This window comes from Tateyamaria sp. syn59, assembly GCF_007995245.1.
GTDB lineage: Bacteria > Pseudomonadota > Alphaproteobacteria > Rhodobacterales > Rhodobacteraceae > Tateyamaria.
The window spans coordinates 319,854-333,685 of record NZ_VCBA01000002.1; the positions used below are offsets into that span (position 1 = coordinate 319,854).

A 13,832-nucleotide genomic window follows, 5' to 3' on the forward strand; every position below is an offset into this window, starting at 1 on the left:
TGTACGAGATTTGGAAAACACAATTTGAAAATCTCCATACCCACATCGGCGACACGGAATTAAAAAGTACACATAAGGCCAGTGGCCACACCTCGGGCACTGGTTCCAGGGTGAATTGTGCATCGTCAGTCCCCAAAGATCGACTTGCCGCAGCAAACCAAATTGAAAGCTGGCAATCCTCAAGAATAGTCAGACAGCCTTGGGTTTTTTCGCAGTTACCTCGACAAAGCCCGTTAACTACTCCGCCGCGATCCGCTGCGTCTTGATCCGATCCTCGATCTCATCCCGGAAATTCCGGATCAGCCCCTGAATCGGCCACGCCGCCGCGTCCCCCAGCGCACAGATCGTATGACCCTCGACCTGCTTCGTCACGTCGAGCAGCATGTCGATCTCCTCGACCTCCGCTTCACCATGTACCAACCGTTCCATCACGCGCATCATCCAACCCGTGCCTTCGCGACAGGGCGTGCACTGACCACAGGACTCGTGCTTGTAGAATTTCGACAGACGCCAGATCGCCTTGATGATGTCGGTCGACTGATCCATCACGATCACCGCCGCCGTGCCCAGACCCGACTGCAGATCGTTCCGCAGATAGTCGAAGTCCATGATGGCGTCTTTCATCTTCTCACCGCGCACGCAGGGCACGGAAGAGCCACCGGGGATCACGGCCTTGAGGTTGTCCCAGCCGCCCCGAATGCCGCCGCAATGCTTTTCGATCAGCTCTTCAAAGCTGATCGACATCTCTTCTTCCACCACGCACGGGTTGTTCACGTGGCCCGAGATGGCAAACAGTTTGGTGCCCGCATTGTTCGGGCGCCCAAACCCGGCAAACCACGCCCCACCCCGACGCAGGATGGTCGGCACGACAGCAATAGATTCCACGTTGTTTACAGTGGTCGGGCAACCGTACAGGCCCGCGCCCGCTGGGAATGGCGGCTTCATGCGCGGCATACCCTTCTTACCCTCAAGTGACTCGAGAAGTGCAGTTTCCTCACCGCAGATATAGGCCCCTGCCCCGTGGTGCAGGTAGATGTCGAAATCCCAACCCGATCCAGCGGCGTTCGGACCAACCAGACCCGCGTCATAGGCTTCATCAATCGCAGCCTGCAGCGCTTCCTTCTCGCGGATGTATTCGCCGCGGATGTAAATATAGCAGGCATGCGCATTCATCGCGAAGCTGGCGATCAGGCACCCTTCGATCAGCGTGTGCGGATCGTGGCGCATGATCTCGCGGTCCTTGCACGTACCCGGCTCGGACTCATCTGCGTTTACAACGAGGTAAGCCGGACGCCCATCCGACTCTTTCGGCATGAATGACCACTTGAGGCCCGTGGGAAAGCCCGCGCCGCCCCGACCGCGCAGGCCGCTGTCCTTCATCTCTTGAACAACCCAATCGCGGCCCTTCTGGATCAGCTTGTCCGTCCCGTCCCAGTGACCACGGGCCTGCGCGCCTTTCAGCGTGCGGTCGTGCATCCCGTAAAGGTTGGTAAAGATGCGATCCTTGTCAGCCAGCATGGGTGTTATCCTTTGCCTGTGGCCCGTGCGCGCGCGGGCCTAGTTGTCCCGGCTCTTCTGCCAAATCCTGACGGCGACCACCAGTGACCAAATGAACGCAGCCAGCGCAAAGAGCAAAATAAGAATTTCGTACCGCGCGGGCAAGCCGAGGGCCTGCACGATCACGGGCGAGAAGATAGACAGCAAAGCGGCCCCTGCAATCACAAGGGCCGCAATACGGCCCTGACGGGCCAGTTTCGGATCAAGGGGTGCGGACATACGTCAGTAAACGCCGCCCTTGTCGACCTTCTTGGAAAACTCGGTCTCACCGCCGTCGGCAAGGATCTTGGCCTGCGCCACCCAATCGTCGCGGGTCACACGGCCTTTGAACCCTTCAAGGTTCTGGTCAACCCATGCGACCTCATCCACGCCCCAGCTTGCAACTTGGTCGAAATGGTAAAAGCCCATCGAATGCAGAAGCGCTTCAAGCTTCGGCCCTACACCCTTGATTTCCTTCAGGTTATCCGGTCCACCCTCGCGTGCCGCAGACAGCGTCTCAGGCTTTGTGCCTTCACCCGCAGCGGCGGGAGCGTCAGCCTTCGGAGCTGCTTTTTTCTTGGTGGCAGGTTTGGCCTTTGGCTTATCCTTCGGTTTTTCCTTAACTTCCGGCTCCGCCTCGTACTTCCACTCGCCTTTGCGCGCGGCAAGGTCTTCTTCACCTGGCAGTGATGCTGAAGGTTTGATCTCAGGAGATGCGGCCGATGTCGTTGCAGGTGCCGCAGCCGCAGTCGCCTTTGCGGCGGGGGCCGGGGCCGGTTCTGTGGACTTCGGCTCAGCCGTCGCTTCTCCAATCGCGGGCAGCGGTTTGCACATGATCCAGCTGAGCAAAGCGCCCGCCACCGCAGCCACGACGAGGCCCATGAAGGCGCCCTGCATAAAGCCCCAACCGCCGAGCACCATCAGCAAAACTGCAGCCAATGCGCCCCCCAAAAGCGCGACGAGCCAGCAGCCGATCGTGCAGCTGATCATTCCCTCATTGTTGTCCATAAGGATATCTCCCCCGTTTGCAGATATTATTCCTTATAGATACCGTCTTTTTTCGCGCGTTGGGAAAATTCTGTTTGCTTGCCTTCTGAGAGATCTTTCGCCTGCGTGACCCAATTGTCACGGCTCACTCGTCCCTTGAAGCGGACAAGGTTCTGGTCGGCCCACGCCACTTCGTCTTCGGTCCAGGACGCGATCTGGTCGAAATGGTACACGCCGGCAGCGTTCAACTCTTTTTCAAGGCCCGGACCAACGCCCTTGATCAGTTTCAGATCGTCGGCACCACCGTCGCGGGCTTCGCTCAGAAGCGCGGGTTTTGTCCCCGCGGGGACAGCCTCATCCGGTTGTTTTTGCTGAGATTTATTTTCCGTTACCGGAGCGTTCGCCTTGGGTTTTGCCTTGGACTTTGTTTCTTTTGGCGGCGCCTTGGACACGGGCTTTTCGTTTGTGTTGCTGGCGCCAGCCGCAGCGTTGGCTTTGCCCCATGGTGCCAGCAATGGCACCTCGGTCCCGTCGATCCGTTTCACCGTGTCGCCGATATCCGTCGCAAGCTGGACGGAGGCATTGTATTTCGTGTGGCCGCTGTCAAAATCCTTGAGGCTGGTCAACCCGCTGAGCGGCTCAGAGGCATAACGACCGTTTTGCGGGCCGGGAGTGGGCACCTCGCCGTTTGCCAACTCGTCGATGATCTCCCCCATACGCGCTGCGGTCAGGTCTTCATAGTAGTCCTTACCGATCTGGGCCATGGGCGCATTGGCGCAGGAGCCGAGGCATTCGACCTCTTCCCACGAGAACTTGCCATCTGCAGACAGCTGGTGCGCTTTGGGTGCGATCTTGTCCTTGCAGACGGCGACAAGGTCTTCGGCCCCGCAGATCATGCAGGATGTGGTACCGCATACTTGGATATGTGCAACGGATCCAACGGGTTGCAGCTGGAACATGAAGTAGAAGGAGGCCACTTCGAGCGCGCGAATGTAAGCGAGGTCGAGCATGTCGGCCACAGCTTCGATCGCGGGGCGGGTCAGCCATCCCTCTTGTTCCTGCGCGCGCCACAGAAGCGGGATGATGGCGGAGGCCTGACGGCCTTCGGGATATTTGGTGATCTGCGCTTCAGCCCACACTTGGTTATCCGGTGTAAAGGCGAAGCTGTCGGGCTGTTCGGGGTGGAGACGGCGGAGCATTATTTGACTTCCTTCAAGTCTGCGTGGCGATAGTCCGGAACAAGAGTTCCTGCTACCGCTTTTTGGTGTTCAAGCATTTCTCGAATGCTTTCATCCTGTTTCGCCAAGAATTCCAACTGGGCAGCGAAGAACGTCTCTTGAAGCGCTACTACCTTGGCGCTCACATCCTTCATGGCTTCCATCTGGCCAAGATATGTGGTGAGCGCATACTGATCCTCACCCATTTGAACCAAGACATTGTCGGCGCAAAGATCCACCAAAATCATTCTCAGAGCTTCATCTGAAATGTCATCAGCACCCAGCTTTTGCCGCATATGTTCTGCGGCAAACGAACGATACTTGGTTTTGAGGTCTTCAAAGGAAACTGGCTTCCCCGGCGCCTGCAAAATTGCTTGTACAGTAGTCTTCTGCCATCTCAGCTTTCTGGCCGCCGCGGCGTCGGATCGGTACTTCCAAACACCAACGATTGCTGCAAATGCCCCAAGGCACACTGCAACAGTCCGCAACGTGTCCAAGAATTCGGCGTAGCTCACCGATCAATCTCTCCGAAGACCACGTCCATTGTCCCGATGATCGCGGCCACGTCAGCGAGCTGGTGCCCTTTAGAAATGTAGTCCATCGCCTGAAGGTGCAAAAAGCCCGGCGCGCGCAGCTTGGCGCGGTAGGGTTTGTTGGTGCCGTCTGCGACGAGGTAGACGCCGAATTCGCCCTTGGGGGCCTCGACGGCGGCGTAGACTTCGCCCTCGGGGACGTGGAACCCTTCGGTGTAAAGCTTGAAGTGGTGGATCAGCGCTTCCATCGACGTTTTCATGTCGGTGCGCGAGGGCGGGGTCAGCTTGCCGCGGGCCAGCACGTCGCCGGGACAGTCGCGCAATTTGGCGATGGCCTGCTGGATGATCGAGATGGACTGGCGCATCTCTTCCATCCGCACGAGGTAGCGGTCGTAGCAGTCGCCGTTCTTGCCCACGGGGATCTGGAAGTCGAATTCGTCGTAGCATTCGTAGGGCTGCGCACGGCGCAGGTCCCAGGCAAAGCCACTGCCCCGCACCATGACACCCGAGAAGCCGTATTTCAGGATGTCATCCTCGGTCACGATGCCGATGTCGGCGTTGCGCTGTTTGAAGATGCGGTTTTCGGTCAGCAGCCCGTCGATGTCGACCATGAAGCCGGACATGAACTTGTGCGACCACGCCTCGATGTCGTCGAGCAGTTCGGGTGGGAGGTCCTGATGGACGCCGCCTGGACGGAAATAGGCCGCGTGCAGGCGCGCGCCGCAGGCCCGTTCGTAGAAGATCATCAGCTCTTCACGCTCTTCAAAGCCCCAGAGCGGCGGGGTGAGCGCGCCGACGTCGAGCGCCTGCGTGGTGATGTTGAGGAGGTGGTTCAGGACGCGCCCAATCTCGCAGAAGAGGACGCGGATGAGGCTCGCGCGACGGGGCACTTCGACACCGGTCAGCTTTTCGATGGCGAGGCACCAGGCGTGTTCCTGGTTCATCGGGGCCACGTAGTCGAGCCGGTCGAAATAGGGCAGGTTTTGCAGGTAGGTCCGGGATTCCATCAGCTTTTCGGTGCCGCGGTGCAGCAGGCCGATATGTGGGTCGCAGCGTTCTACCACTTCGCCATCGAGTTCGAGGACAAGGCGCAGAACCCCGTGCGCCGCAGGGTGTTGCGGGCCGAAGTTGATGTTGAAGTTGCGGATTTTCTGTTCGCCCGTGAGGGCGTCGTCGAATTTGGAGCCGTCCATCATACTGTCTCCATCTCACCAGATTTCGGAGTCGCCACTGCAAAACCCCATATGACGGCAAGAGGGCCGACATAGGGAATGAAGGCGAGTAAAACTAAGTAACCCGGATATCCGTGTCGCTTTTGCAGTATCCGCGCCGGCATTATTGCAACCAGCACGAACAACGCTGCCATTCCAAGGAAAATGCCGATCTGGTGGAATGGCTCATTCATAGGGCCAACAAGCATCACCGCTTCTCCAGTTCTTGCAGCTTCATCGCCATCACCCAGAGCAGCACGATTGTGCCCACGGGCAGGATGCAGAATGCCGCCCAGTACTGGTTGATCCCGAAATGGGGCAGCAGCTTGAACATCGGGATGATGCTTGCAGCTGCGATCAGAAGCCACCAGAGCATGTCCATTACGCCCCCTTCGGCTTTACGCGGAAAAAGCCGGGCATCAGCACCGCAAGAGGACCGATGGCAACGATCCAGAAGGCACGCGAGAAGGCGGTCATGCGGCACCCTCTTCTTTCTTCTCGTCACCCGGCAGGATGTATTCCGCCCCTTCCCAGGGCGACATGAAGTCGAACTGGCGGTACTCCTGCACGAGGCTGACGGGTTCGTAGACGACGCGCTTTTCGGCCTCGTCATAGCGGACCTCGGTATAGCCCGTGGTCGGAAAGTCCTTGCGCAGCGGGTAGCCGCGGAAGCCGTAATCCGTGAGGATGCGGCGCAGGTCCGGGTGGCCCGAGAACAGGATGCCGAACATGTCGAACACTTCGCGTTCGAACCAGTTGGCCGAGGGGTGGATGTCGGTGATCGAGGGCACCATCTGATCCTCACGGATCGACACGCGCAGGCGGATGCGGTGGTTCTGGTACATCGACAGGAAGTGGTAGACGACGTCGAACCGCTTGGCGCGGCCCGGGTAGTCGACGCCGGTGATGTCCACGAGGGTGGAGAACTTGCAGGTGCTGTCGTTCGTGAGGAATTCGACAAAACCGGTCAGGCTGGCCGGGGCCACGTCGACGTTCAGCTCGCCATGGGTGACGTCCCAGGCCAACACGCAATCGGGGCGCTTGGCTTCCAGATATGTGCCAAGTTCGGTCATTGCTTCGGACATGCGTACCCCCTAGCGGACGATGGTGCCGGTGCGGCGGATTTTGCGTTGCAGCTGCAGGATGCCGTAGAGCAGCGCTTCGGCCGTGGGCGGGCAGCCGGGGACGTAGACGTCGACCGGTACGATGCGGTCGCAGCCGCGCACCACGGAATAGCTGTAGTGGTAGTAGCCGCCGCCATTGGCGCAGGAGCCCATGGAGATGACGTAGCGCGGCTCGGGCATCTGGTCGTAGACCTTGCGCAGCGCAGGCGCCATTTTGTTCGTGAGCGTGCCCGCCACGATCATCAGGTCGGACTGGCGGGGGGACGCGCGGGGGGCGGTGCCGAACCGTTCGAGGTCGTAGCGCGGCATGGAGGTGTGCATCATCTCAACCGCGCAGCAGGCCAGACCAAAGGTCATCCAGTGCAGCGAGCCGGTGCGGGCCCAGTTGATGATATCGTCGGTCGAGGTGAGCAGAAACCCTTTGTCTTGCAACTCAGCATTCAAGGCTTGCGTGGCGTGGTCCTTGTCGCCACCAGCATAGGCGGCGCCGAGCGATCCGGTGTCAGTTACTGCCATTCCAATGCTCCCTTTTTCCACTCATAGGCAAAGCCGATGGTCAGGACGCCCAGGAAGACCATCATGGACCAGAAGCCGGCCATGCTGATGTCCTGGAAGGCGACGGCCCAGGGGAAGAGGAAGGCAATCTCGAGGTCGAAGATGATGAACAGGATCGACACGAGGTAGAACCGCACATCGAACTTCATCCGCGCATCGTCAAACGCGTTGAACCCACATTCGTAGGCCGACACTTTTTCCGGGTCCGGGTTGCGGACGGCAAGGACGACAGCGGCGAGGATCAGGACAAGACCGAGGCCAATGGCGACGGCCAAAAACACGAGAATGGGGAGGTACTCCCGCAACATCTCTTCCACGTTGGGCTCCTTTTCTTTGCGCGATATGTGCTGCGCCAGGTCAAGTGGCAAGGTTGACTGCGCACGGGTTTACGCCTGCCACCCGGCAGGGTCAATAAAGGGCGGGGGCGGAAGTGACGGAAATCTTCGGGTGATTTCGCCGCAGCGCGCGGCGCATGCAGCAGGAGCACGGCGCGGGCTGCGACGGTCATACAGCCCCTACAGCAGCAGGATATCCGACGCCCCTGCCCCGCGCCGCAGGTCGTGGATGGGTTGCAGGTCGGGGTCGGCAATCCAGGCTTCGGCTGCGGCCCTGTCGGGGAAGCGCACGATGGCCAGCGCGTCGGGCATAACCGGCGCCCCTTCCAGCACGGTCAGATCGGGCGAGGCCTGCACCACCTCTCCGCCGTGACGGGCCAGGGCATCGGTCGCCTTTTTGCGGTACTGGGCAAGGCTGTCGGGATTGGTCACGCGCAACATCACAACGGCATGGGTGGTCATCATCTGTCCTTTCACATCTTTGACAGCGCGACGCTATCCGGCCCGCGGCTGTGAAAGAAACGAGTGTATTCCGCCAGCACCTGTGCAAAAACGATCAGGTTATGCAGATGGGAGGTCACATGGACTGGGGTGATCTGAAATATGTTCTGGAAACGGTGCGCCATGGCGGGCTGAGCGGTGCCGCGCGCGCCCTTGGGGTGAACCATGCCACCGTGGCGCGCCGCATTGCGGCGGCAGAAGTCGCCCTTGGGGCCCCCCTGTTTGACCGCCGTCCTTCGGGATACGTCCCGACGCAAGCCGGACGGGACGCCGCCCGCACGGCCGAGACCTTCGAGGTCGAACACGCCTCCCTGTCCCGCAGCATTGCCGCGCGGGACGCGGCGCTGAGCGGACCCTTGACCGTGACGGCGCCGCATCTGATGGTACAGGCCGTTCTGGCCCCGATCTTTGGCGCGTTTGCACGGGCCCATCCGGAAATCGAACTCAGCATCCTTGGCAGCATCGAAACGCTGAACCTGGCAGAACGCGAAGCCGATGTGGCCATTCGCATTGCCGAAGCCCCTCACCCGGATCTGGTAGGACGGCAAGCCGCGCCGCAGAAATCGGCTGTCTATGCCAGCCACGCCTATCTTGCAGCGTTTGAGACGGACCCGGAGCGCCGTCTGCACTGGCTGCGCTTCCTGCATTGGCAGCCTGCGCCGCGTGACGTGCTGGAGGTTTATCCCAACACGCGGACGGTGATGCGGCTGGATGACATGGTCGCAATGACCGGCGCGGTGCGTGCCGGTCTGGGGGCCACCCGGATGCCCTGCGTGCTGGGCGATGGTGATCCGACACTGGCCCGCGTGCCGGGGCTGCCGCTGATGCCCTATGCGCCGCTTTGGGTGCTGACCCATGCGGACCTGCGGGCTGTGCCCCGCATTGCCGCCTTTACCGAGTTCGTGTCGGCAGCCTTGCGCAAACAACGTCACGCCTTTGCCGGAGAGGCGATCTAGGTCGCGACCCACGCCGCCTTGCGCTTGGCGAAGAAGGCGTCGATCCCCTCTGCCGCTTCTTCGGTTTCCCAGCGGTCTTTGAGCGCCGCGATGGAGGTGGCGATGGTGTCGTCGTCGATGCGCGGGCCAAAGCTGCGCGCCAGCGCCTTGGCTGCGGCCACGGCGCCGGGCGCGCAGTTGAGATAGGGGGCAACCTCGGCCTCAACCGCCGTCGCCAGATCATCCGCAGGCACGACCCGTGCCAACAGGCCGAGATCAACGGCTTCCTGCGCGTCGAACAGGCGCGAAGACATGAAGACGCGGCGCGCCCGCCCCTCGCCCATACGCGCCACGACATATGGACCGATGGTGGCCGGGATGATCCCCAGCCGCGTTTCCGTCAGGCCCATCTTGATATGGTTGGCGCCGATGGCGACATCGCAGACCGACGCCATGCCGACGCCGCCCCCAAACGCATTGCCATGCAGCGCGGCAATCAGCGGTTTCGGCATCGTGTTGAGGGCGTGCAGCATATGGGCGAGCTTGCCCGCCTCGGACGCCCGCGTGTCCGCATCGGCCTGCATCTGGTCGCGCATCCAGCCAAGATCACCGCCTGCGCAAAAAGTCTTGCCCGCGCCAGCGAGAACCACGACCCGCACGGCGTCATCTGCTCCGAGCGTGCGGGCGGCGGCGTGCAAGTCCGCGATCATCTGCGCGTTCATGGCGTTGTGCTTGTCGGCACGGTTGAGCAGCAGCGTGGCGACGCCGCGTGGGTCGGTCGTGATAGCGATAGTGTCGGTCACGTCTGTCCGTCCTTGTCTGTGCCGCGCATGGCGCGGGCCATCTGTGCTGCCTCGGCAATCACGTCGAGGTCGAGGCCGGTGTCATAGCCCAGCCGCGCAAGATGCGCGGCCACCGCCTCGGTTGCGACATTGCCTGCGGCCCCGGGCGCATAGGGGCACCCGCCCAAGCCGCCAACCGCCGCATCAAAGACGCGCAGGCCCAGCGCCAAGGAGGCGTCGATGTTGTCGAGCGCCCGCCCGCTTGTGTCGTGGAAATGCCCCGCCAGCCGTCCGACGGGCACCACATCGCGCACCGCCAGCAGCATCCGGGCAACGGCGTCGGGGGTGCCCTGCCCGATGGTGTCGCCCAGGCTGATCTCGTAGCAGCCCATGGCGAACAAACGGTCCGCGACGCGGGCCACGGCCTCTGGCGCCACCGGCCCGTCATAGGGGCAATCGACCACGCAGGAGACATAGCCGCGCACCGGCAGATCGATGGCGCGGGCCGCTTCGATCACCGGCGCGAACCGTTCCAGCGCCTCGTCGATGGAGGCATTGACGTTGGCGCGGCTGAACCCTTCGCTGGCGGAGCCGAAGACCGCCACCTCGTCCGCGCCAGCAGCGCGCGCATCGTCAAAGCCGCGCATGTTGGGCGTGAGAGCGGCGTAGCGGATGCCAGGCGCGCGGGTGATGCCCGCCAGTACCTCGGCACTTCCTGCCATCTGGGGCACCCATTTGGGGCTGACGAAACTGGCGCATTCGATGCGGCGAAAGCCTGCGGTGCTCAGTTTGTCGACCAGCGCCACCTTCTCGGCCACAGGAATTTCGCGCGCCTCGTTCTGGAGGCCGTCGCGGGGGCCAACCTCGTAAATCTCAACCGCGTCCATCTATGTCTCCCACGCCGGATAGAAGTCTTGATCATAGAGCCGGGTGTCGGCTTCGGGCAAACTCGCCTGAAATCCCGGCCGGTCGATGATGCGCGCAAACCAGCGGGCCAGTTCCGGGTGATCGTCAAAGCCACGGAAGTGCCGCGCCATGTACACCGCCTGCCCCACCGAGATGTCGGCGGCGGAAAAGCCCGAGGTCAGCAGGTAGTCGCGGTTTTCGACCGGAGTGGACAATCGTGCCTCAATCGCGTCGTAGCATTTGCCCAGCCGCGCAGCTTCGAGCTTCATCACCGTAGGGCTGCGCATGGCATCGTCATAAAGCACGATATGCTGCTGGGTCAGCGCAGCAGCGTGCTGGCTGACGGTTTCGGCGAAATGCACCCAGACCAGCCAGGCCATGCGGTCCGGACTGTCCGCGCCGCGCCCCAGCCCATTGGGGCTGAAGCGGTCGCAGAGGTATTCGGTGATGGCGCCGGTTTCGAACATGCGCTCGCCGTCGATTTCCAATGCAGGCACGCGGCCAGCGGGGCTGAGCGTCAGGAATTCGGGCGTGCGCAGGGATTTGTCGAAGGGGTGGATATTGACCTGGAAGGGCACGTCCAATTCGTGCAGCAGCCATAGCGTCCGCATGGACCGGGTTTGCGGACAGTGGTGGAGCGTGATCATGGTCCCTCCGGAAAGGCGCCGTAGGCAGTGGTGGTGAAGGTATCCGTTGTCTTGATCGCGTCGAACCAGCCTGCCAGCGTTGGGCGCTTTGCAAGCGCTTCCGCGCCCTCGGGCGCGCGCTGGAAGGCGTCGATCATGGGGGCGAGGTGGCAATCGGCGCGGGTCAGTTCGCTGCCCGTCAGAACCTCGCCCGAGCGCGCGATGTCCTCCAGCATGTCGAGGACCGGTTCGGATGCCTTGAGCCCCGTCGCGATTTCGTCCTGATCCGGTGCTTCCCCGATGGCCGGTCGAAACCAGCCGTGGGAATAGACCCGCCGCACCATGGGCCAGTAGCCATAGGCATCCACGATCCCACCCACTTGTGCGGCGCGGGCCTCCACCATAGCTGTGGCCTGCCAGTCGCGTGTCGCATCGCACCAAGTCAGGATCGCAGCGGTTTCGTAGAGTGACGCGGTGCCGATCAGCAGCACCGGCACGCGGCCCAGCGGATGCCCTGTTTGCTGGGAGGCGTCCACGTCAAAAGGGTTCACCTCATCGTACGCATAGACGCAATCGGCCAGGTGCAGCCCCATTCGCGCCGCCCGCGTGTAGACGCTGTAGCGGTAACCGATAAGGCGCAGGTCGCTCATGCGGTGTCTTCTTCGAGCCGCACGAGGGCCGCACCGGCCACCACCTGATCTCCTTCGGCAGCGAGCACTTCGGCCACCGTGCCGTCGCGGGCGGCGAGCAGCACATGCTCCATCTTCATCGCTTCGAGAATGGCAAGCCGATCGCCTTTTGCGACGGGTGCGCCGGCGGTCGCAAAGACCGCTTTGACAAGGCCGGGCATTGGCGCCTCGACCAAGTTGCCATCGCCTGCGGCGCTCGTTGCCACGTCGAGCGGGTCGATGATGCGGAAGGCGATGCCGTAGTTATCGAACACCGTTGCGACGCCACCTGCGACGTGCACATCCGGCAGCGGATGGCCGTCGATACGCCAGCGGCCCTGGCTGCGGTGGGCTGTGACGCGCGTTCCGTCGACATCCCAGTGCTGGGTGTCGGCATCTGCAACCTCAACCGTGCAGGCGATGTCATCCTCGTCCTGTGCTAGCGGTACAGTCCGGCGCAGCGGCTGCCAAAGCGCGAAGCCCGCATCCTGACCGGGTGTGTCGAGGTCGGAAATCGCCATGGCGGCGGCAACGGCGTGCTGCGGAGCAATTGCGGGCTGCTGCACAAGCGTGTCCAGGTCGCGTGCGATCAGGCCAGTGTCGACCTCTCCGGCGGCAAAGCCATCGTGCTGTCCGAGCGCTCCAAGAAAGGCGAGGTTAGTGACAGTGCCGGCCACCTGGGTGCCAGCCAGCGCTTGGCACAGCCGTTTTAGGGCGACAGCACGTGTGGAGCCGTGGACGATGACCTTGGCGATCATCGGGTCGTAGTGTGGGCTGATTTCATCCCCTGCGCGCACGCCGCTGTCTGCGCGGGCCGTGGCCGGGAACTGCAGGTGGGTGAGCGTGCCGGTCGCGGGCAGGAAGCCTGCGGGCACGTCCTCGGCGTAGAGCCGCGCCTCGAATGCGTGGCCTGTGATGCTCAGGTCGGCTTGAGTCATGGGCATCGCCTCGCCCGCGGCGACGCGCAATTGCCATTCGACCAGATCGACGCCGGTGATGGCCTCGGTCACAGGGTGTTCGACCTGCAACCGCGTGTTCATCTCCATGAAGAAGAACCCGTCGGGACGCAGCGGGCCTGACCCGTCGACAATGAACTCGACCGTGCCTGCGCCCTTGTAGCCAATGGCTTCGGCCGCACGCACGGCAGCCTCACCCATGGCCGCACGCATCTGGTCGGTCATACCGGGGGCTGGTGCCTCCTCGATCACCTTCTGGTGGCGGCGTTGCAGCGAACAATCGCGTTCAAAGAGATGCACGGCGCGGGTGCCGTCGCCAAAGACCTGCACCTCGATATGGCGCGGCTGGGTGACGAATTTCTCGACCAGCACGTCGGGGTTGCCAAAGGCCGTCTTCGCCTCGCTCCGGGCACTGGCCAGCGCGTCGGCAAAGTCACCAGGCGTTTCGACCAGACGCATGCCCTTGCCGCCGCCGCCTGCGACGGCCTTGATGAGAACAGGATAGCCCATCTGGTCCGCCTCAGCAGCCAGCAGATCATCAGACTGGTCCGCACCGTGATAGCCGGGCACGACAGGTACGCCCGCCTGGACCATCAGGGCCTTGGCCGCATCCTTGAGCCCCATGGCCCGGATCGCTTTGGCAGACGGGCCGATGAAGATCAGGCCAGCCGCCTCTACCGCTTCGACGAAACCGGGGTTCTCGGACAGAAAGCCATAGCCGGGGTGGATCGCCTGCGCGCCTGTGTCGAGCGCCGCCTGAATGATGACGTCACCACGCAGATAGCTGTCTGCCGGGGCGGGACCACCGATATGCACAGCCATGTCCGCCATCTGCACATGTTTGGCGCCGGCGTCCGCGTCGGAGTAGACAGCCACGCAGCGTACCCCCATTGCTTGCGCTGTTTCCATGATACGGCAGGCAATTTCGCCCCGGTTCGCGATCAGGATTGTGTTGAACAT

18 protein-coding genes are annotated in these 13,832 nt (G+C 62.3%); 1 reads left to right on the plus strand and 17 read right to left on the minus strand.

Translation table 11 applies throughout. From position 1 onward, the window contains the following. Positions 1-237 precede the first annotated feature (237 nt). The 12 genes from nuoF to FD715_RS04940 form a co-directional block, all read right to left on the minus strand. Complete coding sequence (gene nuoF / locus FD715_RS04895) at positions 238-1,518, minus strand: NADH-quinone oxidoreductase subunit NuoF (RefSeq protein WP_147106061.1); 1,281 nt, start codon at positions 1,516-1,518, stop codon at positions 238-240. 39 nt (positions 1,519-1,557) lie between these two features. Beyond that, entirely contained in the window at positions 1,558-1,776 is a 219-nt protein-coding gene (locus FD715_RS04900; protein WP_147106064.1) for a DUF5337 domain-containing protein, read from the minus strand. 3 nt (positions 1,777-1,779) lie between these two features. Then, the gene (locus tag FD715_RS04905) at positions 1,780-2,544 is read right to left on the minus strand and encodes a hypothetical protein (RefSeq protein WP_147106067.1); all 765 of its coding nucleotides are present in this window, start codon (positions 2,542-2,544) and stop codon (positions 1,780-1,782) included. Positions 2,545-2,570: 26 nt separating this feature from the next. Continuing rightward, complete coding sequence (locus FD715_RS04910) at positions 2,571-3,722, minus strand: NADH-quinone oxidoreductase subunit E (protein ID WP_147106070.1); 1,152 nt, start codon at positions 3,720-3,722, stop codon at positions 2,571-2,573. Further along, positions 3,722-4,255, minus strand: a complete 534-nt coding sequence (locus FD715_RS04915) for a hypothetical protein (RefSeq protein ID WP_147106073.1) — start codon at positions 4,253-4,255, stop codon at positions 3,722-3,724. The genes FD715_RS04910 and FD715_RS04915 overlap by 1 nt, the downstream gene beginning before the upstream one ends. Continuing rightward, positions 4,252-5,466 carry an NADH-quinone oxidoreductase subunit D gene (locus FD715_RS04920; RefSeq protein WP_189799419.1) on the minus strand — a complete coding sequence of 405 codons (1,215 nt, stop codon included), beginning with the start codon at positions 5,464-5,466 and terminating at the stop codon, positions 4,252-4,254. The genes FD715_RS04915 and FD715_RS04920 overlap by 4 nt, the downstream gene beginning before the upstream one ends. Continuing rightward, positions 5,466-5,693: a hypothetical protein gene (locus tag FD715_RS22445; RefSeq protein ID WP_223274738.1), complete on the minus strand. Its 228-nt coding sequence runs from the start codon at positions 5,691-5,693 to the stop codon at positions 5,466-5,468. Before FD715_RS22445 ends, FD715_RS04920 begins: the two co-directional genes overlap by 1 nt. Next, positions 5,693-5,866, minus strand: coding sequence for a hypothetical protein (locus FD715_RS22450; RefSeq protein WP_189799405.1), 174 nt, complete (start codon positions 5,864-5,866; stop codon positions 5,693-5,695). Before FD715_RS22450 ends, FD715_RS22445 begins: the two co-directional genes overlap by 1 nt. A 91-nt stretch (positions 5,867-5,957) precedes the next feature. Further along, on the minus strand, positions 5,958-6,569 hold the full coding sequence (locus tag FD715_RS04925; RefSeq protein ID WP_147106079.1) for an NADH-quinone oxidoreductase subunit C: 612 nt from the start codon (positions 6,567-6,569) through the stop codon (positions 5,958-5,960). Between the two features lie 9 nt (positions 6,570-6,578). Beyond that, positions 6,579-7,124 carry an NADH-quinone oxidoreductase subunit B family protein gene (locus FD715_RS04930; protein ID WP_147106082.1) on the minus strand — a complete coding sequence of 182 codons (546 nt, stop codon included), beginning with the start codon at positions 7,122-7,124 and terminating at the stop codon, positions 6,579-6,581. Next, positions 7,115-7,480 (minus strand): NADH-quinone oxidoreductase subunit A, encoded by a 366-nt coding sequence (locus FD715_RS04935; protein ID WP_039687742.1) that lies wholly within the window; start codon positions 7,478-7,480, stop codon positions 7,115-7,117. Before FD715_RS04935 ends, FD715_RS04930 begins: the two co-directional genes overlap by 10 nt. A 198-nt stretch (positions 7,481-7,678) precedes the next feature. Then, a complete protein-coding gene (locus tag FD715_RS04940; RefSeq protein ID WP_223274739.1) occupies positions 7,679-7,960 on the minus strand; it encodes a DUF1330 domain-containing protein in 282 nt (93 codons plus the stop codon). A gap of 119 nt (positions 7,961-8,079) precedes the next feature. Between FD715_RS04940 and FD715_RS04945 the strand changes: the two genes are divergently transcribed. After that, entirely contained in the window at positions 8,080-8,955 is an 876-nt protein-coding gene (locus FD715_RS04945; protein WP_189799406.1) for a LysR family transcriptional regulator, read from the plus strand. Here the strand turns inward: FD715_RS04945 and FD715_RS04950 are convergent. The 5 genes from FD715_RS04950 to FD715_RS04970 are packed head-to-tail and all read right to left on the minus strand — an operon-like array spanning position 8,952 to position 13,832. Then, entirely contained in the window at positions 8,952-9,737 is a 786-nt protein-coding gene (locus FD715_RS04950; RefSeq protein WP_147106088.1) for a crotonase/enoyl-CoA hydratase family protein, read from the minus strand. The genes FD715_RS04945 and FD715_RS04950 overlap by 4 nt on opposite strands. Further along, entirely contained in the window at positions 9,734-10,603 is an 870-nt protein-coding gene (locus tag FD715_RS04955; protein WP_147106090.1) for a hydroxymethylglutaryl-CoA lyase, read from the minus strand. The genes FD715_RS04950 and FD715_RS04955 overlap by 4 nt, the downstream gene beginning before the upstream one ends. Beyond that, positions 10,604-11,269 (minus strand): glutathione S-transferase family protein, encoded by a 666-nt coding sequence (locus FD715_RS04960; RefSeq protein ID WP_147106093.1) that lies wholly within the window; start codon positions 11,267-11,269, stop codon positions 10,604-10,606. Next, a complete protein-coding gene (locus FD715_RS04965) occupies positions 11,266-11,898 on the minus strand; it encodes a glutathione S-transferase family protein (protein WP_147106094.1) in 633 nt (210 codons plus the stop codon). Before FD715_RS04965 ends, FD715_RS04960 begins: the two co-directional genes overlap by 4 nt. Further along, on the minus strand, positions 11,895-13,832 hold the full coding sequence (locus tag FD715_RS04970; protein WP_147106732.1) for an acetyl/propionyl/methylcrotonyl-CoA carboxylase subunit alpha: 1,938 nt from the start codon (positions 13,830-13,832) through the stop codon (positions 11,895-11,897). The genes FD715_RS04965 and FD715_RS04970 overlap by 4 nt, the downstream gene beginning before the upstream one ends.

Coding starts and splice junctions, on each gene's coding strand:
- nuoF (WP_147106061.1), bottom strand. CDS start 1,518: ATGCTGGCTGACAAGGATCGCATCTTTACCAACCTTTACGGGATGCAC.
- FD715_RS04900 (WP_147106064.1), bottom strand. CDS start 1,776: ATGTCCGCACCCCTTGATCCGAAACTGGCCCGTCAGGGCCGTATTGCG.
- FD715_RS04905 (WP_147106067.1), bottom strand. CDS start 2,544: ATGGACAACAATGAGGGAATGATCAGCTGCACGATCGGCTGCTGGCTC.
- FD715_RS04910 (WP_147106070.1), bottom strand. CDS start 3,722: ATGCTCCGCCGTCTCCACCCCGAACAGCCCGACAGCTTCGCCTTTACA.
- FD715_RS04920 (WP_189799419.1), bottom strand. CDS start 5,466: ATGGACGGCTCCAAATTCGACGACGCCCTCACGGGCGAACAGAAAATC.
- FD715_RS22445 (WP_223274738.1), bottom strand. CDS start 5,693: ATGCTTGTTGGCCCTATGAATGAGCCATTCCACCAGATCGGCATTTTC.
- FD715_RS22450 (WP_189799405.1), bottom strand. CDS start 5,866: ATGGACATGCTCTGGTGGCTTCTGATCGCAGCTGCAAGCATCATCCCG.
- FD715_RS04925 (WP_147106079.1), bottom strand. CDS start 6,569: ATGTCCGAAGCAATGACCGAACTTGGCACATATCTGGAAGCCAAGCGC.
- FD715_RS04930 (WP_147106082.1), bottom strand. CDS start 7,124: ATGGCAGTAACTGACACCGGATCGCTCGGCGCCGCCTATGCTGGTGGC.
- FD715_RS04940 (WP_223274739.1), bottom strand. CDS start 7,960: ATGACCACCCATGCCGTTGTGATGTTGCGCGTGACCAATCCCGACAGC.
- FD715_RS04945 (WP_189799406.1), top strand. CDS start 8,080: ATGGACTGGGGTGATCTGAAATATGTTCTGGAAACGGTGCGCCATGGC.
- FD715_RS04955 (WP_147106090.1), bottom strand. CDS start 10,603: ATGGACGCGGTTGAGATTTACGAGGTTGGCCCCCGCGACGGCCTCCAG.
- FD715_RS04960 (WP_147106093.1), bottom strand. CDS start 11,269: ATGATCACGCTCCACCACTGTCCGCAAACCCGGTCCATGCGGACGCTA.
- FD715_RS04965 (WP_147106094.1), bottom strand. CDS start 11,898: ATGAGCGACCTGCGCCTTATCGGTTACCGCTACAGCGTCTACACGCGG.
- FD715_RS04970 (WP_147106732.1), bottom strand. CDS start 13,832: ATGTTCAACACAATCCTGATCGCGAACCGGGGCGAAATTGCCTGCCGT.